General features: G+C 38.9%; 20 protein-coding genes. All 20 read right to left on the reverse strand.

What is annotated here, in order from left to right:
- Positions 1–6: 6 nt before the first annotated feature.
- Positions 7–879, reverse strand: a complete 873-nt coding sequence (locus A7968_RS00360; RefSeq protein WP_064664599.1) for a DUF8812 domain-containing protein — start codon at positions 877–879, stop codon at positions 7–9.
- A gap of 156 nt (positions 880–1,035) precedes the next feature.
- Positions 1,036–1,173, reverse strand: a complete 138-nt coding sequence (locus A7968_RS23080) for a hypothetical protein (protein ID WP_157586602.1) — start codon at positions 1,171–1,173, stop codon at positions 1,036–1,038.
- 71 nt (positions 1,174–1,244) lie between these two features.
- Positions 1,245–1,427 carry a hypothetical protein gene (locus tag A7968_RS00365; protein WP_064664600.1) on the reverse strand — a complete coding sequence of 61 codons (183 nt, stop codon included), beginning with the start codon at positions 1,425–1,427 and terminating at the stop codon, positions 1,245–1,247.
- A 124-nt stretch (positions 1,428–1,551) separates the two neighbouring features.
- Positions 1,552–1,971: a hypothetical protein gene (locus tag A7968_RS00370; protein WP_064664601.1), complete on the reverse strand. Its 420-nt coding sequence runs from the start codon at positions 1,969–1,971 to the stop codon at positions 1,552–1,554.
- Between the two features lie 4 nt (positions 1,972–1,975).
- Positions 1,976–6,364 carry an RHS repeat-associated core domain-containing protein gene (locus A7968_RS00375; protein ID WP_227008962.1) on the reverse strand — a complete coding sequence of 1,463 codons (4,389 nt, stop codon included), beginning with the start codon at positions 6,362–6,364 and terminating at the stop codon, positions 1,976–1,978.
- Positions 6,354–7,214 carry a hypothetical protein gene (locus tag A7968_RS00380; RefSeq protein WP_064664602.1) on the reverse strand — a complete coding sequence of 287 codons (861 nt, stop codon included), beginning with the start codon at positions 7,212–7,214 and terminating at the stop codon, positions 6,354–6,356. Before A7968_RS00380 ends, A7968_RS00375 begins: the two co-directional genes overlap by 11 nt.
- Complete coding sequence (locus A7968_RS00385) at positions 7,211–8,239, reverse strand: hypothetical protein (RefSeq protein ID WP_064664603.1); 1,029 nt, start codon at positions 8,237–8,239, stop codon at positions 7,211–7,213. The genes A7968_RS00380 and A7968_RS00385 overlap by 4 nt, the downstream gene beginning before the upstream one ends.
- 2 nt (positions 8,240–8,241) lie before the next feature.
- Positions 8,242–8,532 (reverse strand): PAAR domain-containing protein, encoded by a 291-nt coding sequence (locus tag A7968_RS00390; RefSeq protein ID WP_064664604.1) that lies wholly within the window; start codon positions 8,530–8,532, stop codon positions 8,242–8,244.
- 60 nt (positions 8,533–8,592) lie between these two features.
- Positions 8,593–8,949 (reverse strand): hypothetical protein, encoded by a 357-nt coding sequence (locus A7968_RS00395; protein ID WP_064664605.1) that lies wholly within the window; start codon positions 8,947–8,949, stop codon positions 8,593–8,595.
- A 7-nt stretch (positions 8,950–8,956) separates the two neighbouring features.
- A complete protein-coding gene (locus A7968_RS00400; protein WP_064664606.1) occupies positions 8,957–10,858 on the reverse strand; it encodes a type VI secretion system Vgr family protein in 1,902 nt (633 codons plus the stop codon).
- Between the two features lie 73 nt (positions 10,859–10,931).
- On the reverse strand, positions 10,932–11,411 hold the full coding sequence (locus A7968_RS00405) for an Hcp family type VI secretion system effector (protein ID WP_024032870.1): 480 nt from the start codon (positions 11,409–11,411) through the stop codon (positions 10,932–10,934).
- Positions 11,412–11,648: 237 nt separating this feature from the next.
- A complete protein-coding gene (tssH, locus tag A7968_RS00410; RefSeq protein WP_064664607.1) occupies positions 11,649–14,255 on the reverse strand; it encodes a type VI secretion system ATPase TssH in 2,607 nt (868 codons plus the stop codon).
- A gap of 22 nt (positions 14,256–14,277) precedes the next feature.
- Complete coding sequence (gene tssG / locus A7968_RS00415) at positions 14,278–15,267, reverse strand: type VI secretion system baseplate subunit TssG (RefSeq protein ID WP_064664608.1); 990 nt, start codon at positions 15,265–15,267, stop codon at positions 14,278–14,280.
- On the reverse strand, positions 15,264–17,090 hold the full coding sequence (tssF, locus tag A7968_RS00420; RefSeq protein WP_064664609.1) for a type VI secretion system baseplate subunit TssF: 1,827 nt from the start codon (positions 17,088–17,090) through the stop codon (positions 15,264–15,266). The genes tssG and tssF overlap by 4 nt, the downstream gene beginning before the upstream one ends.
- Positions 17,087–17,572 carry a type VI secretion system baseplate subunit TssE gene (gene tssE / locus A7968_RS00425; RefSeq protein WP_064664610.1) on the reverse strand — a complete coding sequence of 162 codons (486 nt, stop codon included), beginning with the start codon at positions 17,570–17,572 and terminating at the stop codon, positions 17,087–17,089. The genes tssF and tssE overlap by 4 nt, the downstream gene beginning before the upstream one ends.
- Positions 17,573–17,589: 17 nt before the next feature.
- Positions 17,590–18,360, reverse strand: a complete 771-nt coding sequence (locus A7968_RS00430; protein ID WP_064664611.1) for a type VI secretion system accessory protein TagJ — start codon at positions 18,358–18,360, stop codon at positions 17,590–17,592.
- A 2-nt stretch (positions 18,361–18,362) separates the two neighbouring features.
- A complete protein-coding gene (tssC, locus tag A7968_RS00435) occupies positions 18,363–19,889 on the reverse strand; it encodes a type VI secretion system contractile sheath large subunit (RefSeq protein WP_064664612.1) in 1,527 nt (508 codons plus the stop codon).
- Positions 19,890–19,925: 36 nt separating this feature from the next.
- On the reverse strand, positions 19,926–21,416 hold the full coding sequence (tssC, locus tag A7968_RS00440; RefSeq protein ID WP_064664613.1) for a type VI secretion system contractile sheath large subunit: 1,491 nt from the start codon (positions 21,414–21,416) through the stop codon (positions 19,926–19,928).
- Positions 21,413–21,916 carry a type VI secretion system contractile sheath small subunit gene (gene tssB, locus A7968_RS00445; protein WP_064664614.1) on the reverse strand — a complete coding sequence of 168 codons (504 nt, stop codon included), beginning with the start codon at positions 21,914–21,916 and terminating at the stop codon, positions 21,413–21,415. The genes tssC (A7968_RS00440) and tssB overlap by 4 nt, the downstream gene beginning before the upstream one ends.
- Positions 21,917–21,932: 16 nt before the next feature.
- Positions 21,933–23,042, reverse strand: a complete 1,110-nt coding sequence (tssA, locus tag A7968_RS00450) for a type VI secretion system protein TssA (RefSeq protein WP_064664615.1) — start codon at positions 23,040–23,042, stop codon at positions 21,933–21,935.
- Between the last annotated feature and the right edge of the window lie 116 nt (positions 23,043–23,158).

Raw genomic sequence — 23,158 nt, forward strand, 5'->3', positions numbered from 1 at the left:
AAACACCTATGAATTTATATACTTAGTCCGAGCCTGCTGCCTAGTTAGTGGAACACCACTCCAGTTAGCACTTTTATTAATTTCAGCTTTAAAAGAAATTAAATCATTATTCGCAACATGTTTTTGTAAAACTTTACGGCTTGCAGGGTGGTAATCTCCTCTGAACCTTAAATCTATCAGGACGTTTTTTATCTTCGAGTTTAAATTTAGCCAATCTGTTTTTCCATATGTTTGACTTGTTATAGTTTTATTACATATCCGCTTTACATCAGCTTCCATTTCTTTATAAACAATTTCAAATAGCTTTAATTGCACCTGTGCTGATACTTCAAAATCAAGTAAGTCTTTTTCTATAACAAACTGCTTAGCTGTATTACCCATTTCACCTGCAGCAAGGGCTATAACGTTAGCTACTTTATTATCGATACCCGCTTGAATAAGATGACCACTAACTTTGGAAAATGTCTTATCACGCATATCATAACCTCGACCAATGGTTAGCCCAGACCTATTAGATGGAACATGAAAACAGCGGCTATGATAAATCCCACCTTCGGTTCCTTCTGCATCCCATGTTAAAATGCCATAAGTTGGTTTAGTTATTGAAACCGTAGTATAAGTACTAAACAAAAACTCAACTAACTTTCTAAAAGTCCCTCGATTTGCAGAAACAATACCATCTGGATTACCCATTTTTATAATTCTTTTTTGAAAGTGCTGAATTAAATCTATAAAGTTACTATCTACCTTACTATTTGCAATAGGAGATAATCCCGTTTTACGTGCATAAGCATTTAAGAGTGAACGTATCAGTTGTACGTCAGCCGATTTATTTGCTGATTTTAACCCAACACTTGCAGTCATATTTAAGTTGAACATAAAATCCCTTTTCTATAAAAATACTTTTTAAATCATTTATATTGATACTATTAAAGTTTTGAACCTTTTGATGGAAATCGACTATATTATTTTACAGCCTCCCCCTACCGACATGGTTACAATTTCTAAATAGATATGAAGCCATTAAAATGACCATCATCTATATATATCTAAAAACTTACCGAGAGTGTTATCTCCCATAATAAATTCATATTGCTCTGTATCTCCCCATTCATTACCAACTTCGTTAGTATTTGGGTGGAATAATAATGAAACTCCTGTTTTAGAATCCATGTTTTGATTTAAACCGCGGAAGCTATAATACTCTAAAGTAGCAATTTTGTATTTTTCAACAAATTCACCATTTAACTTAAAAGCTGAACTTCCATATCGGCATATGCTTCAACAAAAACTAAGTTTAGTTTTTTAGAAAACACAGCACTTGCATCAAAGCTAAAGTTTATTTCAATTAGCTCTCCTTCATAGACCCATGACAGGGTTGTACTAGGTGAGCCACCACCTCTATTAAACACTCTTTTTATTTTCATAATATTAACGTGACCCTGGTAAAGGTGCCCAAACCTTTAAAACATCCGTGTTGTTAAAGAGCGTTGCTAAAATATAAATTTTTGATAGCTGTCTTTGTTATTTTTAGTGTTCGAAGTCAAGATTTTATCCCTTTATATTTAGATCAAAATCACAGTCATCAAGTACTATTAAGTTTTTTCTAACCAACCTAACCCTATTTTGTGGTGCATGACCAGAGTAATCAGTGTAATTTAAAAAAACAGCAGAACATTCATTGCACACTCTTATTTTTGACTCATGGTACGGATAATATGCGATCGCGATTGGTGCACTTTCACTCCAGTAGTTTGTACCTTCCAGATGAAATTCCGTATAACCATTTTTATTTATATAACAATCTGAATTTAAAAAAGCTCCAATCACATTCAGGGCTTGATCCATTTCTTTTGTTATATTCCCCCAACTCAAATATAACTCTTTTGTACAAGTCTTACACACTTTTGTGTCACTTTTATCAACCAAAAGAAAAAACTCTTTTAAACTTACCTCTTTAACTTTGTCCATAAACTCATTTACCTTTTTTAATTATTTTAGTTTTAGAAAAAGACTTTTCAAAACCTTCAAGACTTTTATTATGTACTACTTTTTCAGAACCAATTAATGCAGCTTCCCTTGTTCCTGACTTAGTTTTTCCTCCAGGCACCCATTCACCCGGAATAGCTCCAAACTCATTACCCGTAGGCATTTCATAAGAAAAGCGTGTATCTTTCGGTTCAACCTGAATATAGAGGACGCTATCATTTTCTAAGTTTACATCACTGCCAAGATTTAATTCATCTCTCAATACTCTCCAATCACCACCAGAGCTTTCATACTTACTTATTAACTTGCTCATTTCAGGCTCTAAACCAACAAATTTACGTGGCGGTAATGAATCATGCCTGCCATTCTCCGTCCAGCTACCAACAACAATGAAAGCACCTCCTAGTTCATTAAATAGCTGAGAATGTGAGTCAATGTATGATTGTGGTAGATAGCTTGATACCTCAGGCTTTTCCCCCATAGGTAAAGCCTCAACTTCTTTCATTTTTTGATAGCTGACTGATGCCTCACTACTATTACTGAAATGCCCTTTTGTCATTTTCTGAAATGCATTCCAAGCATTTTCCTTACAACTCAACCCCATCGGATCTACCCAATTCACTGGATTTGGTGCATACTGATAGTGGTTTATGCCACCCACTAAGCCAATTGGATCTTGGTTTATAAAGCGTTGTTGTTTAGGGCTGTAGTAGCGATAACGGTTGTAATGTAAGCCGCTCTCTTCGTCTAAATATTGCCCTTGAAAGCGGATTGGCTGAGTGAAGTTATTTGTAGTGCTTACCTCTGACTCCTCATAACCATACACATCCGCTTGGTTTTCCCATACTACTTCTGCTTTGTTGTTGGTTACAAAACGTGGGGTATTCAATTGGTCTAGGTGGTAGTAGTACACCTCGCCTTGTTTAATCAGTGCGACTGGGTGAAATTGATTCGGCAGGTTGATATACCAAGTATATTCACCGTGTTGGTATTCGCCAATTAACTGGTCGTTATCCCAAATGTAGTCAATTTTGCCCTGCTCGGTGTGCTTAGCGATACGACGCCCGAGTGGGTCGTAGTCGTATTGAGTAAGCGTGCCGTTATTATTAAAGCAACTTAGCTGGTTAAACGCGTTGTACTCGCGGCGGGTTTTTATACCTTTACCGGTTTCGCGTATTTGGTTACCAAATTCATCGTAATGAAAATCGCTATCGCCGAAGTGGGTTAAACGGTCGGCATCAGTTATGCCTGTAATAACAGCATCATTATCACTTAAATCACTAGCAAGCGCTTCAGCACTTGAATCGTTATACTCACTATGAATTACATTAATTTTGCTTTCAGATTGGTTACTTTCAACCTTATTGATGATATCGCTATTATCATTTGGCTGAGTAGCTTGTTGTTCGGCTAATTCGTTATTTTGAATTTTTAATTGACTAACTGGGTTACCAAAGCTATCCCACTGGTATTGCGCGGTTTTATCAACCTCAGAGCTTGCAAGGTTTTGCTGAATTAACTGGCCTAGGCTGTTGTACTCAAAATTAATGTTATGACTACTAACGCCTTCCTCTTTACGGGCAATAAGTTGGTTAACACTGTCGTAGTTGTACGTACAGGTATCAAATAACGCCTGCGCAGGATGGGTTAACTGCTGCTGTGTTAAGCGGTTAAATACATCAAATTGTTGGGTAAGGGTTACAGTATTACCAAATTGTTGAGTTTGAATATTACCTTGGCTGTCGTAAGTTAATGTTACGAGCGGCTGTGCAGTACTAACTGTGCTATTGGCTTGTTGTAAATGAATGCTACTTAGCTGACCAAATTTATTATAACTGTAATTCAGTTTGCTTGAGTCTGGCAAAGTAAGGGATTGCCTTCTGCCATATTCATCGTAACTGTATTTGAGGGTATGCGCTTGTTGCTGATTATGCACTTGTTCAGCACGTAGCAGCCTGCCGCCTTTATCAAACTGCTGTTTTAAAGTTGATTGCGCATTATGGGCACGAGCAATTTTGCCTTGTAAAGTATAACTGTAGTAATTGGCGTTATTAACGATGTGCGTATCAGTTGCCAAACTTGCATGCTGCGCAGTTACACGACCTAATTTATCACGCTCTATTTTTACATGGCGTTTATCACTTTGTGTAACCGACGTTAAACGGTTACAGGCATCGTATTTATAACGCTGCAATGTGCCATCAAATCCAATAACTTGCGTTGGATTTTCGTTGGCATCGTAACTTATACGATATACATGGCCGTCGCTGCGCTCAATGGCAGTTAAGTTACGCTCTTTATCGTAGGTTAAATGCAGCGCACTGCCATCGGGCTGAATAACACAATGGGGCTGACTTAGCCCTTCAAAGTGTTGCTCTGTGGTGTCACCCTTGCTGTTTTGCGAGCTAATCAACCGACCTGCTTCATCATAACTAAAATGCTGATGCTGTTTGTGTGCAGGGTCTTTTTCGTCAAAGGCGATGGTTTGCGTTAGTTGCCCGTGGTCGTTGTATTTATACTGAGTAAGCAGCCCGGCATTGTTTATTGTCGCATTTACACGGCCCAACTTATCATAGCTGTAGCGAACAAGTTCATCATTGTGATGTTTAGCAAGTAATTCTCCTTGCTCATTCCACACAAACTTGGTTATTTGCCCTGTTACATCTACGTGCTGAGTTAATTGCCCTAATTTGTCGTGGCTATAAAGTGCAGTGCGGCCGTCACCAAAGGTTTCGCTTTGCAGCAAGCCTGCAACGCTGTACTTGCGCGCGATTGTTTGGCCATCAGGTAACGTGGTTAATACTCGTTGGCCTAATTGGTTATACGCAAAATGAGTTTGGCTGCCATCAGGCTGAGTTATTGATTCCAATTGGCCATAAGCCGTATAACTGAATTTTACTTGGCTGTTATCAGGCTTTATTTCCGCTATTTTTTGCCCTTGAGCATTGTATGAGTACTGCCATACATTGCCATTCGGGTCGGTGCGTTTAACTAATTTACCTTGTGCATTATGAACAAAATGCTCTTTATTCCCATGAGAATCTATACAGGTTGTTTCACCTATCTCAGGGTTATATTCAAACTCATAGGTGTAGGTGTTGTTATCACCCCATTGTTTTATACATTTAGCGCTTGGAGAATAACTATCCCATTCAAAGTGATGACTAAAACCACTGGCTCGGGTTCGTTTTGTTAATAAATTAGCGGCGTTATAGGTGTAACGTTCAACCTCATTTTGTTGATTTGTAGCGTGTATAAGGTTGTTGTTTTCATCATATTCATAGCTTGCTAATAGTGGTGATAGCAATTGCTGTTTGTTGTTTTCATTTGTGTGGTAAGGCGCTATTTTGCTTAACAAGCCTTGCTGGTTATAACTAAGTATACAACCACGCGCTTTGTTTACTTCAATACGATAAAGGCGTTCTTTCGCATCATAGTAAAACTGAATGCTTTGGCCTTTTTCGTTGATTATCTTTTCCAGCAACCAAGAATTCTCACCTGCTTTAAAGGTTAAATGCTGATCATCAGGTGTGACCAACACTTGCTTACCATTGGTTTGGTAATGCAACGCAAGGTTACTGCTTAGTTGGTAGCTGGATTGGCCTGGCTTTACTTTTTCAAAGCGGTGCTTAGCGCCGTGCTCATCTTGGTACTCTAACCAGTAGGTGCCTTTTTGTTTTGGCCCAACGATCGGTGGCGGTAAATAATGCTCCGTTAAATTGACCATAAAGTCATGGCGCCAACCATTACCCATAGTACTGCATATATCAGCGTGCGATGAGCGATATAAACGTCGCCAAATTAATTGTTTACTGCCTGCAAGTGTAAAATCGATTAACGGGAGGATCTCTTCCCCTGATAGCATTGAAACGGGATCAGAGCGGCACTCTTGTTGATCGATGGGCGTTTCACTGGCAGCTGTGCTGCTGGCAGCACCGGTTTTATTTACAGGGGCCTGTGTAGCACTTTTACCTGACGCTTTAGTAGTCCCATTTTTGCCTGACTTTTTATTTGCTTTACCAGAGCCGCTTGCGCTACCACTGTTTGTATTATCGCTAACCTGAAGCGCTGATTTTGCTTTTTGATGATAACAGTTCACACTGCCAGCAATTAATGCTTGGCTAAGCACACTGGCGGCTTCTCGCGCTGATGCACTGCGTGGACAGTGAGCTCCCACACTATTTAACAGATTTATAAGATCAAGTCGCTTTGCTACATCAGCACTCAATGTACCGCCAATTTGGGCTATTTGAGCTTTTGCACTATCTTGGGTATTAGCAACAACACTAAAGTAACCCGGTGGTGCTGATCCTTTCCCAGCAACAAAACAAACAGGGTAACTTGCTCCTTGTAAAACAACGATATTACTTTGCATTGTTGTGTACTTCCTCACTTATCCATAAGTATGATGCCGCGGCTTGATATTTTGCTTGCACTTGCGAAATCACCAACGCATGCGTATAGCGTTCAACAATCGCGGGGCTTGTGGTCAATTGATATAAATTGACAATTCCTTCTAAGGCACCCATTTTTCCTAATTTATAGTTAGGTAATTCATAATGTGTTTGTTCATTTATTACTTGGTCAAGTAACTGTAAACTGTTTAACCACACGTCACTTTCAGGCTCAATGCCATTTCCTGGGGCAAAAATAACCTCTATTGTGGGTTGCGCAGTTTGTGCTATTTTTTCAAGTATGCTTGGTAACTGATCATGTTTAGCAAAATCAATTGAAGGCGCTAAATGATGACTTGTTTGCATCCACCCTGTGTTTTTAGCAGTAACCACAGCGAGAATTCCGGCCACACCTTGATAGCTATACTCTCCCTGCTTATTTACTTTAAACGTTGCATCTAGTGCTATTACGTTTACTTTCTGCCAAGCATTTTTTCGTGCTAACGTTACTAATGCAGCCGCACCAGCTGCACCATAAAAGAATGTGTGGCTTACATGTTCTGGATAAAGCTGTTTCAAACTATTTGTTAAAAGTTGCTTAAGGTCATCTTGATAAGCAAGCGCAGGTAATAACCAAACTAATGGCGCTTGTGGGTCTTTAAGCTTTGCAAATAATTCTTTGGATTTTATTATGCAATCATACAAACACGCATCCCAAGATTGCCAACGGGAGTGCTCATTAACAGACCTAGTTTCACCGTATAATAACTCATCGATATCATGTTCATGCAGACTCGAAAAAGATTCTATCGCAACGTTAAAAGCTTTCATGCCGATACTCCTGCATTTAGCTTTTTAGCAGCCAAATGGTGATAGTAGCGGTATAAATTAAACACCGCTTGGCTATAGCAATCCATTGCTGAGATTTCTATTGCATTAAGCTTGGCGGTTACAGTATTCCCTGCAACCAATCGCAAAGAGGCTAGCTGCTCCTCATGCTTTGGCCAATTGAGCTGTAGCTGCTGTTTAAAATCCGCACATGCTTGTTGATCTCCCTGCCAGGCTCTTATTTGCGTTTCAAAATCAACGAGCAAATCAAGCTTATCGCCTAACATTCTTCTCATTAGGGCAATTAAGCTACTTGGATTTTCTACTTTACTGAGCGATGTATTGACCAGTGGCAGCAATTTAACAAAGCCACTTTGTAACAATACCTGCAATACATCCACTGTCGGTAAGTTTCGACTGGCATGGTTGCCGATCGCATTAACCTGATCCCAAGATAACGACAATAAAAAAAGTGACATTAACGGGGAGTTAACGAGCTCACTTTGGCACAAAAAATTAAAACCAGTGACAACGTCGTTTAAATCCGTTTGAGCATCGACAAAGACTGTCAATTCACTTTCGACAAGGGCTTGAATTGCTGGATTTTTACTTGTCGAAAAAGCAAAATATAAGGTTTGTAAGTCAATTAACGTGATTAAATTAGAACTATGCTGCTGTAATAACACTTTACGGATAATCAGCTTGGCAACACTTTGTAAGCTAGTCTCCTTAAGCAAATTATTAATAAAAATAAGATTAATATTTTGCGGCAAGTTAGCCATGATCTCGATACATGCTTGTGAAATTGTATCTGGGCTTATATCGTCATTCAATAACGAGACTAGTTGCTCTAATTTTGGCTGAATGAATCGTTGCTCGACTTGCTTTTTTTTAGCCGTAAGCCAACATGACTCTAATAGCCTATTTTGCAGTGTTTTAACATAACCTACAGAAGTAAACGGGCAGCGCTGGGCATTACTAATTTTTATAAGCTGCGCTTGGTGATCACTTAAATAGATAGATAACAAAATCAGCCACCGATCAATACAGTAGGGTTACCAATAACAATTTTTCCACCATGTGAACTATCATCGCCCATTCTAGCCGCTGGCTTACCATTAATTTTAACGCTTCCTGATCCGGATTTAATACTATCCGGAGGGCCAATACATACCAACATATCGCCTTTACGCGCAGCCGGCATACCACCAATTAATACGTTACCAGAGCCTGCAACCACAGGGCCTCCAACATGAGGAACGGTTCCCGTGGTTTTTGGGCAAACATGCATGTGACCAATTGTAGCGGCGGGCTTACCCATTATGACTCCTTGTCTTATTAATATTTATGCAACAGCATTATTCACATTTACAGGACTGTATTATTCATACAGAGGAATAATTAGCAGCTTACTTTGTGCAGTTAAAAAAGATAAAAGCTCGATTAATTCAGCTTGACTATAATCATTAAGTGAAACTGAACTTTGCATCACATACTGATAAAGAACAGACACTATATCTGCGCTATTTAAAGCTGGGTGTAAATTAATAAAAAACTGCTTAGCATAATAACCATTCAATGCTTTCAAATGGCTTAACGCAGGATTAAGTAGTGGATCATCTGGCCTATTTATTGGTAAACAAATTAAATGGGGAAGGCCATAACGGCAATATACAACATATCCATTATTGTTTATCCCACTTCTAACCCCAGATTTAAAGCCATTTATAATTTCCATATCTGCACTAATTCAACTTAATCATGCCAGCAGACAATGTAATTGCGCTACCGTCAACTTTAATATTGCTGCCTTTAATATCGATATTAGTGCCTTCAATTGTAATATTTCCGCTGCTGCTCATTTTTATTTGCGCAGAGCCCGTTTTTATTACAATTTCATCACCCGCTTCAATATTTAATGTTTTACCAACTTTAACCGTATCGTTATCACCAATCTCACTAACACGATTAGTTTTTACATTTAGAGTATCGTTATTGCCAACGTCTACGGTACGATCATTGCCGATTAGGACTTTATTATCATTACCGATTTCGACATTATGATCGTTATCAGTTTTGTCATTTTGGTCATTTTTAACATAGAGCTGTTTATCTTTTTCCGCCTGGATATAAACGAGCTCACTGCCCTTTTTGTCTTCAAAACGCAGTTCGTTAAAGTTATCTGCTCCACCCTCTTTGGTCGAACGTGTTTTAATACCACTTTGTGTTTTTTCAGCGGGCAGCGCATAAGGAGGCATTAAATCAGCATTATAAATGGCACCACTTATAATTGGCTGATCAGGGTCGCCATTTATAAAATCAACTAGGACTTCTTGACCTACACGGGGGAAGAAAAATGCGCCCCATTTTTTGCCTGCCCAGTTTTGGGCAACACGGATCCAGCATGAACTTTTAGAGTCTTTTTTACCTTCGCGGTCCCAATCAAATTGCACTTTTACACGACCATACTGGTCAATCATGATTTCATCAGCGCTGTCGCCGGTGACAATTGCGGTCTGAACACCATTTATTACAGGCTTTTTCTTATTAATTTGTGCTCTGTATGGAATTTCTTTTGGTACACATTCAAAGTGGTTTGAATATACTTCTTCTGCACCAGCTTGCTGTGCGCCGGACTGGTTTGGTACTGTGATTGATGTCATCATCGAGGTAATAACAAATGTTTTACCTTCTAATCTCGGATCTTCGTGCTTTTTGAAACTAAATAATTTACCAACAGTAAAAGAGCGACAATCACTTCGGCCACTTGATAACTTCATGTCGCGTTGTAGCGACTCTAGTTGTACTGAGGCTAAATTTGCAGCTCGCGGATGACACTCTGCTTCACCTGTATATTCGAATACTTCAGAGACTGATTGTGTTGGTAACTCAGGATTAGCTTGCTCACCATCAGGGTATCGTGATGGTTGTTTAAAATCATAACCAACACGCTTAAAGCTGCCAGGCGCTAAACTCAAACCACCTTGCCAACGCGAAATATGTGACGTACTTAGGTGGCCTGTTGAATACTCAACTTTACTTTCATCGCATACTTCATAAGCGGTAATATCATCAGCTAATACAAGAGTATGAGCACTATTACTATGCTCGAAAAAATAAAAAATACCTTCTTGCTGCAGCAAGCGCTGAATAAAATCAAAATCGGATTCTTGATACTGAACACAGTATTCGTATTTTGGATAAGTTTTGCTGGTTTTATCTGAAAAGGCGACATTATGCTGGCCAAATAAATCAGCAAAAATATCTTTAACTGTTTTCTTTTGATAGATACGACTGTTCTTACGGTTTCGCATAGAAGCAGCAAATGGAACAATCGTAGCCTGATAATCAATATAATTCTTTTGTTCGTCAATATCGGCTGTACGGCTGCCGTTCGACACAAGATGACTAACAATCCCGTGGTAATAACGCTCACCACCACCATCAGCATTTCTTACTTTTATAGATACAGGTTTGCCCACTAAGTCTTCGTGAGCTATCTGCTTGCCAATTGTATACATGTTAGCAGACATTACAAATAAGTCAGACATTGCCTCTTGGGCAACAAAGCGAGTTAAATAAAGGGCATCTTTACCAGCAGGGGTGCTAATTTGAATTACGTTTTTATCTTGTGTAGCTTTTTGCATTCCTTGCTTTTCCCATCCTAGAGATCAAAAAAAGCTCTGAGCAATGCTCAGAGCCATTATTAGACAACAAATATTACATTTGTTGACCTTTAACACCGCTGTAACCATATACAAGTGGAGCAGTGATGTTATTTTTGTCATCAGTAGGAGTAACAGTCATCATCATTTCAGTGTAGCTGATAGTGATTGTTTCGATCGGACGATCGTTTTGTACTGAAACTGAATAGCTAGAAATCATTGCATCAGTAAGTTCGATTTTCATGATTTCTTCAACTTTATCACCTTGCTTAGTGATATGGAAAATAGCCGGAAGACCTTTACCAATTGTTGCTTCTTTGAAAAGATCCGGAGATGCTTTGTCTTGAAGTTTAGTAATTGTTACGTCACCAAGACGAGTAGAGCTAGACTCACGGTCCATTGCTGTACCAGTCGCAGCGCTAATTTCACGGCTTACGTTCCAATCTAAAGATAATACTGTGATTAAATCTTTAAAAGACTCAGCTGTAGTTTCGCCTTTAATTGAACCGTACTTTAAATATGTATTTGCTTGCATTTGATAATGCTCCTTTTTATTAAACAATGTTATCCATTTAGCCTGGATTCTTTTCTTTGGTTTCCCAAAATTCCTTTGAAATCATTATCTCTAATACTGCGATGAAAAGGCCCTAAAAATCCTTTCCTTAGATGAAGACAATATCTCAAAATTCCATGTAGTGATTTAAGGCACCAAAATTATAATACCGTAAAACTTAATAAACAACCTTATTATCGAGTTATTTATAAATTTATTTTAATCTATATTAAGCTCGAATTCATTATCTTTAACTTTCAACAATATATTATTAATTTCGTTATTTTCAATCATACTGAAAAGCAAGACTTCAGACAGCATTGGTAACACTTTGTTTTGCAATATTGTATGAATATTCCTAGCGCCTGAGCCAGCGTTTTGGCAATTTGCAACTATATAATCAATAACATCATTATTATAAGTCAATACTGCATTATAATTTTTCTCTACACGTTTGATTATTTTAGCCAATTGTATCTTTGCAATCTCTGTAAGAATATCGTCACTTAATGGGATATAAGGAATTACATTAATACGACCTAAAAATGCAGGTTTGAAAGCAGTCAGTAAATCATCTTGCAGAGCTTTTGATAATCCTTTGATACTTGGCTTACTTTCTTCATCTTCAAATAGGCTCATAGTGGTATCTGTACCCACATTTGAAGTCATAATGATAATGGTGTTTTTAAAGTCAATATCGCGCCCTTCGCCATCTTTGATGGTGCCTTTATCAAAAACTTGATAGAAGATATCTTGCACACCAGGATGCGCCTTTTCCATTTCGTCTAATAGCACTACACTATAAGGCTTTCTTCTAACCGCTTCCGTTAAAATGCCCCCTTCACCATATCCAACATAGCCTGGAGGCGAGCCTAATAATAATGAAACTTTATGCTCTTCTTTAAATTCAGACATGTTGATCACAGTGACATTTTCTTCACTGCCATATACTTCCTGCGCCAGTGCTAAAGCGGTCTCAGTTTTACCTACCCCACTTGGACCTGCGAGCATAAATATACCATTAGGGCGACTTTCATCGGCAAGCTGCGCCCGAGAGGTTTGCACAACTTTAGCAATTAAATCCAATGCATGATCTTGGCCTACAACCCGTTGCTTCATATGCGTTGCTAAGTTCAAAATGCCGTGAATTTCATCTTCATGCATTTTACCGACAGGAATACCCGTCCAGTCTGAAATCACTTGCGCTATAAGTTCTTCACTGACCTGCCAGTGCACCATATTTTGCTCAAACGTGGCGAGTTTTTCTTTACTAAGTTTAAGTGACTCAAGCATTTCTTGTGACGCTTCTTGCTCTTGCGTATTTACAAGTTCAAGTGCCTGATTTAACTCTGAGACAATTTCTTTCTCGAGTTTAAATTGTTCATTGAGCGGCTGTAATTGCTGATCAATACTTATAAGCTCTGCTTTTAAATCGTCTAACTGCTGAGAATGATCTAAGCCCGTTTTTTGCTCACGATTTAACATTTTAATTTGCGTTTCAATCACACTTAGACGATTGACTAATTGCTCTATTGTATTAGGCGTAGACGCTTGGCTCATTGCAACGCGGGCACAGGCCGTATCCAAAAGTGCAACGGCCTTATCTGGTAATTGTCTGGCTGTGATGTATCGATGCGAAAGATGAACAGCACTTTCTAGCGCCTGCTCAGAAATAAATACTTTATGGTGGCGCTCCATCACAGGAACTAAACCACGTAACATCGCCACTGCTTTTTCTGGTGTTGGCTCTTCGACTTTAACAACCTGAAAACGGCGGGTCAGTGCGGCGTCTTTTTCAAAAAACTTTTTATACTCTGCCCAGGTGGTTGCAGCAATTGTACGTAATTCACCACGTGCCAATGCTGGTTTTAGTAAATTAGCCGCGTCGTTTTGACCTGCTTGACCACCACTGCCGATCATTGTGTGTGCTTCATCGATAAATAAGATAACAGGGTCAGCAGAGTTCTTAACTTCATTAATTAATGATTTTAAGCGATTCTCAAACTCACCTTTCATGCCAGCACCGGCTTGTAGAAGCGCTAAATCTAAGCTATGAATTTTTACATTTTGCAGTACAGCGGGAACATCTTTTTGCGCAATTCTAAGTGCTAAACCTTCGACAACCGCTGTTTTACCAACCCCAGCTTCACCGGTTAAAATCGGGTTGTTTTGACGTCGTCGGGTTAAAATGTCGATCATTTGTCTAATTTCAAAATCTCGTCCTAAAATAGGATCAATTTTACCTGAGCGTGCTTGTGCTGTGAGATCGACCGTAAATTGTTCAAGGTTTGGTGTTTTAGAATTCATGCTTGCTTGTGCTGCAGTCGCATTTTGCGTTGCGTGATTTCGCTCTTGTGATTGCGCCACTATTTCAGGCCAAGCATGTAACAGCTGGCCCGGATCAATTTTATTAAATAACTTACTACAGCGGGTAACCAAACTAGCTAGCGTGTCGTCTTTCGTTAATGTATAAATAACATATGCACTGCGAATTTGCTGATCCGTAAATTCTATACTTGTACTTAACCAAGATTGTCTTAATAGACTCGTAACATGCACAGATAAACTAGGCGAAGACTCACTCCCAGTTTTGAAAGATTCAAGTGACTGATTTAAGTCCTGTTTCACTTGATCAATGTCGATATCAAATGAACCAAAAATAAGCCTAACATCATCAAGCTGCTGCTCGACCATGGCGAGCAACCAATGCTCAAGTTCAACCGTAAAGTGACTGCGGCTATTACAAATTGCAACAGCCGCCTCAAGGCTTTTTCTGCAGTCGGGACTCAGTTTTTCAACTAATTTATTCAGTGTCATCGAAGACATACTCTGTTCCTTTTAATTTTAATTATCCCTTAAACGATAACTTAGTAGGGTTTGATTTTAATTTGTCATGCTGTACCGCTAAGAAACTATTCGCTCCTAGCTGACAATTACTCTGCGCTAGCGATACAGAACCTAAGCTTGCAAAGTGCGATTCAATGACTAAACGAAAATTAATGGCATTACCCACATAATCTTTGGTAATTTTGTTAGCTAATTTGAATAACGTTCCATTAGGTAGTAATAATTTGGCCTTTTGTGGATCATCTGTCGCAATATTTACTTCAATGTTCGACGATGCATCCCACACTTTTTTACCTAGCATTGTATCTATGCCTAAGCGAGCATGTTGGCCCTCATATAACGCTTGGCTCGCTAAACAGGTTTGCTCTTGTGCATCTAAAGTATGCCATTGACCAACCATTTGCTTAATGGTGACCTGGCAATCTAAATACGATGATAGAATGTTTTGTAAATCAGCTGCATTTCTGATTTTTCGGCTATACAAACCGGCAAAATAAAGTTGGTGTTCGTTATAACCACCACTCAGCAAGCCCAAAATTTGTGTATAGGGATCTTTATTTCGAGCGCTGTTAGTATGATTAAGCGACGGCTTATATTTTTTCCATGCACGGTAATACAAAGAGACTAAACGGTGATTAAACATGTCGTAAAAATCACGCATGGTAGTGTCTTTATAACGTAAGCGCTGCATCACCAACTCACTGTAAAACTGTGGTAATGCGCCAGAGCACCCTGTTAAGCCCATAAACGAAACTTGCATATGCACTTTATGTAAGCCGTCTTCAAAGCCAATTTCTTCAAGCTTGGTAATTGCATTACCTGGATAACCAAATTTTTGAGTTGCCGTAAATTTGATCAGCTCTAACTTGGGGCTACTATCGTAACCCACATGGCGATACTCTAAGCCACGCTTTTTAAGTTGCTTTTCAACGATAAAAACAGCTTTATAAAAATCAATTTGTGAGGCTTGAGAAATTAGATGCTTGATCATAAAAGTGGATTATCTCCCACTCGCGCAGGCCACTGATAATAGATTTGTTCCTGCTCTTTCAATCTAAGACTTAGGCGTGTGTAACTATTAATTGCAGCAAATTGTGCAAAGAAATGATCTAAAATCGCAGCAAAGAAAAACATACCACTACCAGAGAAATCATCATTGGCAAATGTGATTTCAATTTCACTACCCGTAGCAAAACTTACCCGCCCCTGTTGTACAACTCGTGCTGTTGAAGGGGCTATTTTTAATCGATAAATATTATCAATCATACCTTTACTTTGTGGCGTCGCCCTAAAGTCATAAAGCCTTAAAATTTCTTTTAATCGATTACAAGCATCATCACCAGTGAAGGTATCTAACGTTAAATGATTTACTAACTGCCATCTTGTTGCATCGGCTAGAATTGGCCGAACAGCATGAGTAAAGGGAGTGAGGCAACGGATTTTTTTTATTACGTCCCCGCGCTCAGGCATTAATAAGCCTAATTCATCATCGCCAAACGGCATACTGGCAGGCAAGTTCCTATTACTGCACTTCGCTCTTACCGTTAAAACAGAGTTACCTTCACCATATTCCAATGCACTGTTTTCAAATGTAGCATCAACAAGTGACATAAAAGTCTCAGTACCTGACTCTACATAACCTCCAGCCCATGAGGCTGTTTCTCGGCGAATATGCCAAAATAAATCATTATGGCCTTGATACTTTGGATGAGTTTGACCATAAAAAGGCGAGACCACTTGTTTATTGCCTTTATGATCAAACGCAATCACTTCAGAAATGGCAATCACTTCAGAGATCTCAGAGTCCATATAACGCGGTGTTAATTGGTATTCATATTCACTTATTTGTGGCCGGATTGGCTCTAATTCTTGCTCAAACAAGTTAATGATAGGCGTGCAGCCGAGCAAAAACATGTTCTTATCGACTTGCTTTTCAAGCTCATTTGACTCGGTATCAAGGTAAATATAAATTTCGCATCGGTTTGATAACTTAGGTAACGAAGCTGCGATACCGTCAATTTCAAAAAACCGAAATTTCTCAGGAAACGTAAAGTTCTCAACAAGTAAACGATAACCACCAGATGAACGTTGCGAGTAAGGAACAACGGCTTCATGCGGCTCAAAACCAACCGCTTTAAGCTGGTTTTTTGATAAATATTTAATCCCTTCTTCACCATTATCTATGGCTATACCAATAGCGTGCTTAAAAAGTAATTCGTACACTTTTAATGTGTGATGCCATTGCCCATTAATAAACACTCTCAGTTTTTCAAGGCCTGTTTCAGCCAGTGATACACCTTTGTATTCACCCGTTAATTCAAGCTTGAATATTGATTTAGCACGTTCGTGCCAACGAGGTTTAGGCGCAACAAATGGGCTGTTATCAAACTGAGCATGGGTAATTTCTACCGGCCATAAGTAAGTTTCATAGCATGTCTGAAACTTACACTGCTTCATAGACTCAACATTGGTTTCAACTTCACTGGCTCTTGGAATAACCACGCCCGCCGTAGATAAATTTTCAGCTTCTAACTTAACAACTGACATCGACGGAATGGGCGCTTGGTAATCAGGCAACATTTGCCCTAGTAAAGCATCCGTCAACTCAGGGAAACTATCATCTAATTTTTGGCGAATGTTGGCCGTTAAAAAAGCAAAAGACTCGATTAATCGCGATACGTGTGGATCTTCAATATGATCCTCACTCAGCTTTAAACGACCTGCTACTTTTGGGTATTTTTCAGAGAAATCTTTACCTAAGTGACGCACAAATGCTAATTCACGATTGTAATATTTTAATAGTTCATCGTTCATAATGACGCCTCAATAATCTTCATGCCAAGGTTCACAGGCTCTACTTCTGAATCAAAACTAATAAATTCCGGCTCAGGATCCGCGTATAAAAGGGCATTGATCCTTAAATTAAGCACCCGGTTTATTGGCACATCTTCATCTGTAAATACTTCGACTTCTAGAAAGCGTGGTTCAAACTTTAAAATTGTATTTCTGACGGTCTCACATAACAGTGCCCGTCCTTCATGAGAGCTCACTGACATACTTGAAAAGTCAGGCAAACCATAGGATAAGCATGACGTAGACAATTCATTATACTGAGCAGGCCAGGTGTGCCATTGAATACGAGCATTTAGCAAAGCTTCAATGTCTCTGCGCACATTTTTACGAAGCTCACTAATCGTGATCCCTTCAGTACGCGAGGGTGCATCTTGAAAATTTGGCTCATCGTCAATCAATCGATCAAGGATGGATGCTTGTAGCTGTTGCTTATGCTCTATCATGAGAATTTAACTTTTTGTTACGCTGTTTCTAACGAGCTTATTTGTAAGTCAGGGATGGTGATTGCTTCATCATTAGCAAAAACCATTTTCATCCCTTTCCCTACCATAAAATCAGTATTAAGTTCTTGCCAGTCTGATACTTGACCAAGTTTTTCGAGATCTGATTCAGAGTTAGCATAAATAAGTGGGATGTGGGCAGTACCAGATGGACCATCTTTAATTGTGATTTCAACTCTTAACCAAATGGTTTCAAGTAAAGATTCTACTGGCTCTATTTTTAAGGAATCAATTTCATTAAAGTTAGCTAGATAGAATTCACCATTAGTACCCAATACCTCTAAATACGGTCCTAGCGTATCATCCAAGTCACGCGTTGCAGTGCCGTCACCTTGTGAGCTTCTAAATTCTTCCATTTCTTGTGCAAGTCCAGCCGCTTGCTCAATCTCGCCCTCTTGCAAAGCAACATGCATTTTTAAAAACAGGGTATCGAGTGCATCTGCGTCATGGAACAGTTTAGGGATGCCCTTTCCTTGATAGAAATCAATTCTTGATTGTTGAGCGCGAATTAAATGCCTTAAATTAATTGCACCAACGGCAAACTCAGGATTCTTTTGCACCATAAAATCAATCTGCCTATCGGCTTTTTCAAGCTCACCATTAATGCAAAGAAGTTCTGAATAAAGACTTCTTACATCATAATTTAATGGTTCATCTTGCAGCTCAGTTGCACAAGAAGCTAAAGCTTCTGCAAGTTTTCCCTCTCGAATGAGGCTGGTTATTTTTTTCATGACTATTCCTTTATTTTGTGATGAGGACTGAGCTCTGTTATTAATTTAATACTGGAGACCATTTGATCTAATTGAAAATGAGGCTGTAACTGCAAAACTGAAAAATAATGACCGGGATTTGCCTTATTCTCGCTTACTTTAATTTTTGCATTACTCAGCGGATACTTACTTCTCACATACTCAGACGCTGAGTCTGACGCGGTTGTATAATTGTTGATCCACGCCTGTAAATCACGCTCACATGCTTGTGCTGTGTTGTATGAACCAACTCGGTCCCTTGCTAACAGCTTTAAATAATGAGCAAACCGAGAGACACACAAAATGTATTGCAACATAGATGACAAACGGGCATTGATGTTTGCTGCACTTGATTCATAGTTTTTTGTTTTTTGAACTGATGCATTACTATAAAAAACAATATGCTCTGTGTTAGTAACAGATGAAGTGGGGATAAACCCAAGTTCCGAAAACTGTTTTTCAAACTTACTCGTTACCAATAAATCAAGTGGCGGCTTTGATTCTTTTTGATAAATATCATTGGCAAAATTATCTTTGGCTAACCCAGTCACTAATCCCTTGGATACCTTACCGGGTTCCATGCCACGAATATGCCCAAACCAACCACTATCACAGTAAGCACGAATAATCGTTGAAACAAATTGATAAGCTGCATTTCCCCACAACATATCTGTTTCAGGGTCATTAATTTGCTCTTTAAAATAAAAATCTTGATGCCGTTTACCGTCATTCTTATATGGCGGGCGCACTAAAACATGAGGTAAAGTAAGCCCTACAAACCGAGCTTCTTCCATGCTTCTAAAGCTTTGCCACTTAATATATTCAGGTTGATCAAATTGATTAAACAAATCTGAGTGATAACCTAAATCGGAAAAATTATCTGCACCAAATAAACTTGCAGAAGCCGAGCAAATAAACGGTGCAAAAGCCGCTGCTGCGGTACGTGAGATTTCTTTAATTGTGTCGATATCGTTGTAAATAGATCCTTGCGAAAACATATTACTAATTTCGTAATCACCTATTACGACACCGAAAGGTTCACCACCGGCGCTATCAAATTCACTTTGGTACAACAATTGAAAAAATAAGCTTTGGTCAAAATCGATTGCTTTATTGACATCTTTTGAAAGCGTTGCCCAATCACAGTTCAATACTTTTATTTTTACTTTATTTTCTTTGTCGTATTGTTCTGTTTGTAACAGCAACCACCATAAGTTACGCCAACTTGCTTCTAATTTTTGAAAGCGCGGTTGATGAATAATTAAATTTAACTGATTTGATATTAGTTGATCGAGTTCAACGATAACTTTTTGTAAATAAGGACTAAGTGATTCCTTACTCCATGTGATAGGTGAATCAGAAGAGCCTTCAAGCCATAACAACAAAGCCTTGTCTAAGTTTTTTTCATTCAAAAAACGGTCAAGCAAAGCATCATTATCACTTATACGAGAATGCGACTTTTGAAAAAAAGTAACATCTTGATTTATAAATGAAAACTCTTCGTGATTCATTTTACAGCATTATCCTTAACGCTAAAGATCGGATGATTAACCGATCTCAGGTATTTTAGCTACTAAACGTAAAGAAGAGGTGAGCTCTTCCATTTGTAGCCAAGGTCGTAACCACGCAACTGCATTGTATGCACCTGGTTGACCCGGTATTTCTTTAACAGATACTTTTGCATCTGCTAATGGATAACGTGCTCTAATATCTTGACCACCGCCTTCTGTCGCATTGACATACGATAGGATCCAACGGTTTAACCAAGACTCAACATCTTCCGCTTCCATGAAGCTACCAATTTTATCGCGCGCCATAACTTTTAAGTAATGCGCAAAACGTGATGTTGCCATAAGGTATGGTAAACGTGCAGAAATAGCCGCGTTAGCAGTCGCATCTGGCGTTGAATAAAGTTGTGGTTTTTGACAACTTTGGCCACCAAAGAATACGGCGTAATCAGTATTTTTATAATGACAAAGCGGTAAGAAACCAAGCTTACTTAATTCAGCTTCTCGTCTATCTGTGATACCGATTTCTGTAGGGCATTTAAGATCCGGGTCGCCATCGTCACTAGTGAAAATATGAGTAGGTAAGCCTTCAACCTTGCCACCACCTTCAGCACCGCGTATTGCTGTACAAAAACCGTATTGAGAGAATGCTTTAGCCATATTAGTAGCCATTGCATATGCTGCATTACTCCAGCAGTACTCGCTGTTATCAGCGCTGGTAGAACGACCATCTGAAGACTCAACGACAAACTCTTCGTAATTAAATTCTTCAACTGGCTTAGAAGCTGCACCATAAGGTAAACGAGATAAGAAGCGAGGCATAGTAAGTGATACAAAACGAGAGTCATCACTATCACGGAATGAACGCCATTTAGTGTACTCTAACGATTCAAATACTTTTTCTAAATCACGTGGTTTGGTTAGCTCTTCCCAGTTGTCAAAACCGAATAGAGAAGGCGATGATGCCGCAATAAATGGGCAAAAACCAGCAGCTGCAACGTTAGACATTAAGCTTAATGTTTCAACATCTTCAGGGTGGTTTGTAAATTCAAAGTCACCAACAATTGTGCCATAAGGTTCGCCACCAGGCGTACCAAATTCAGCTTCGTAAATTTTCTTAAATGTTTGGCTTTGATCAAATTCAACCGCTTTACTTAAATCTTTATGAAGTTCTTTTTTCTTCATGTTAAGTACACGAATTTTTAGTGTGGCACTGGTATCTGAGTTCATCACCAAATGGTGTAGACCACGCCATGAACCTTCAAGCTTTTGAAATTCATCGCTGTGCATTACTACACTTAGCTGCTTTGATATTTTTTGATCGATTAACTGAATCGCTTCATTGAATGTTACAGTCATGTTTTTATTCCACTGGACTGTCCCTTTCATTGCTTCTTCAGTTAATGTTCTTAGTAACTCTTCTGCACGGCTCGCATCTGTTTGCTTAGTAGCACCAATCGCTTGTTCTAATAGCGAAGAAGTTACTTCTGAAGTTGACTCTAACTCAGCACTTAATTGTTCTGTACTCATTTTTCAGTCTCCTCTAATTTCAGTTCCTTAGCAATTGAATCTAAACTTGCAGTGTTACTTAAAACTTCTTCAAGAACATTTTCAAGTTCTTCTGAGCGGTCAATTTTAGTCATAAGATCGCGTAATTTATTCCGCGTTTCCATTAACTTGCGCAGTGGTTCAACTTGGTTAACAACTGCTGCTGGCTCAAAGTCATCAATCGATTTAAAGTTCAAGTTCACTTCAAATTGAGTACCATCATCATTAAGCGTATTATCTACGTCTAATTTTAAAGACGGGCTCATGCGCTTTAAAACATCATTAAAGTTTTCACGATCTATTTGAATAAATCGTCTATCTTTTAGTGGCTTAAGTGCATCAGTATTGTCACCTGAAAAATCACCCATAACGCCAACTACAAACGGTAATTCTTTCTTTACCGCAAGACCTTCGGTTTCTACATCATAGGTGATGTGCACACGTGGTTTACGAACTCGTTTTAGTTTATCGTGGATACTCATTGAGAACTCCTTTTACTTATGTTTCAGTTTCGCTGATCTTAATGCCAGACAACTTAAAGTATCCAGTCCTAGCATCACTATCTGTAATTAATTCATTTAATAATTCAGGTAGCGACAATTCGCTCCATCGAATTACCTGCTCTATGGTGTAAGACATAGGTGAGTGTGGTTCTGTTTTTCGAAAATAAGAGGCTATTTCTTTAAGTTTTTCAATGGCATTATCTCTAGAATTAATTTCTAAATTGTGTGCCTTGGCCACTTGTGAATGAGTAACCTCACCATCTTCTAACACCACCTCTTGTACTGCTTGCGCTAAATCTTGTGCTTTTTGGGCGGCGGCGAGTTTATCAGCTGCTATATGATTCACAGCAGCTAAACTCTCTTCCAAGGCTTGTTTAATATTAGAAGTCGGTTGTGACTGAGCAGTAACGCGATCGAGTACGTCACTTAGTAGTGCGAATTGCTCAATCGCAGCCGTTATATCATTTCTTAGGTTTACAAAAAATTCAGTGCTCGTTTCTGCTGCGCTTTTTTCGATTAGCTCAAAGTCGACAGCACCTTGTGTTAGCTTCTTGTCTCTTTTTTCTTCGCTTAATCTGGATATGTCATAGCCTTGTTGATATTCCCAAAAAGAAAATGAATCAAGACTAACACTTTCTGTCAGCGCTATGCTTTTGATCGGTATAATTAAGGTGCCTTCGCCAGCCACACCATTTAAGCCAACTAACGCAGAGACTTTGTCAGAGATTTCATCATCAGCATCAAGAGCTGGATATAAATCATCAAAATAATTATCGAGTAAGGTATGGGCAACTTGAAAACCAAATGCTAGTCCTTTAAAGCCATGCACGCGGCACAGTGCTTCAATAAACCAAGCTAAGTAGTCAATATCTTTACTTTCTGTTTTTAACGCTTTACTGGATAGCTCTAACAACGGCAACCAGTCTCTGGCTAAAGTCGCAATGCCTTCTTCATCGACAAGCGCATTTCTTTCTGCCGCACGTAATTGGTTTCGTAAATCTTTTAACGCGTAATAGGTAGACGCAGGAGTGACGTCTGAGCGCGGGTCAATACCTGCAATCTCAGTGTCTGAAATAGGGGAAACATACTCTTCAAAAACAAACATTCCATTGTCCTAATAATTGTCCATAAAACCCAAACAAAGTGAAGCGGACTCCATATTACATTTTTTATTTAGAATTACAAGCCTAGTTACATTCTAGTTTATACCGATTTCTTAAA

Source organism: Pseudoalteromonas prydzensis, assembly GCF_001661495.1.
Lineage (GTDB): Bacteria > Pseudomonadota > Gammaproteobacteria > Enterobacterales > Alteromonadaceae > Pseudoalteromonas > Pseudoalteromonas prydzensis.

Coding starts and splice junctions, on each gene's coding strand:
- A7968_RS00390 (WP_064664604.1), bottom strand. CDS start 8,532: ATGGGTAAGCCCGCCGCTACAATTGGTCACATGCATGTTTGCCCAAAA.
- tssH (WP_064664607.1), bottom strand. CDS start 14,255: ATGTCTTCGATGACACTGAATAAATTAGTTGAAAAACTGAGTCCCGAC.
- A7968_RS00395 (WP_064664605.1), bottom strand. CDS start 8,949: ATGGAAATTATAAATGGCTTTAAATCTGGGGTTAGAAGTGGGATAAAC.
- tssC (WP_064664612.1), bottom strand. CDS start 19,889: ATGAATCACGAAGAGTTTTCATTTATAAATCAAGATGTTACTTTTTTT.
- A7968_RS00380 (WP_064664602.1), bottom strand. CDS start 7,214: ATGAAAGCTTTTAACGTTGCGATAGAATCTTTTTCGAGTCTGCATGAA.
- tssB (WP_064664614.1), bottom strand. CDS start 21,916: ATGAGTATCCACGATAAACTAAAACGAGTTCGTAAACCACGTGTGCAC.
- A7968_RS00375 (WP_227008962.1), bottom strand. CDS start 6,364: ATGCAAAGTAATATCGTTGTTTTACAAGGAGCAAGTTACCCTGTTTGT.
- A7968_RS23080 (WP_157586602.1), bottom strand. CDS start 1,173: ATGGATTCTAAAACAGGAGTTTCATTATTATTCCACCCAAATACTAAC.
- A7968_RS00430 (WP_064664611.1), bottom strand. CDS start 18,360: ATGAAAAAAATAACCAGCCTCATTCGAGAGGGAAAACTTGCAGAAGCT.
- A7968_RS00360 (WP_064664599.1), bottom strand. CDS start 879: ATGTTCAACTTAAATATGACTGCAAGTGTTGGGTTAAAATCAGCAAAT.
- tssE (WP_064664610.1), bottom strand. CDS start 17,572: ATGATAGAGCATAAGCAACAGCTACAAGCATCCATCCTTGATCGATTG.
- A7968_RS00365 (WP_064664600.1), bottom strand. CDS start 1,427: ATGAAAATAAAAAGAGTGTTTAATAGAGGTGGTGGCTCACCTAGTACA.
- A7968_RS00370 (WP_064664601.1), bottom strand. CDS start 1,971: ATGGACAAAGTTAAAGAGGTAAGTTTAAAAGAGTTTTTTCTTTTGGTT.
- A7968_RS00405 (WP_024032870.1), bottom strand. CDS start 11,411: ATGCAAGCAAATACATATTTAAAGTACGGTTCAATTAAAGGCGAAACT.
- tssG (WP_064664608.1), bottom strand. CDS start 15,267: ATGATCAAGCATCTAATTTCTCAAGCCTCACAAATTGATTTTTATAAA.
- tssF (WP_064664609.1), bottom strand. CDS start 17,090: ATGAACGATGAACTATTAAAATATTACAATCGTGAATTAGCATTTGTG.
- A7968_RS00400 (WP_064664606.1), bottom strand. CDS start 10,858: ATGCAAAAAGCTACACAAGATAAAAACGTAATTCAAATTAGCACCCCT.
- tssA (WP_064664615.1), bottom strand. CDS start 23,042: ATGTTTGTTTTTGAAGAGTATGTTTCCCCTATTTCAGACACTGAGATT.
- tssC (WP_064664613.1), bottom strand. CDS start 21,416: ATGAGTACAGAACAATTAAGTGCTGAGTTAGAGTCAACTTCAGAAGTA.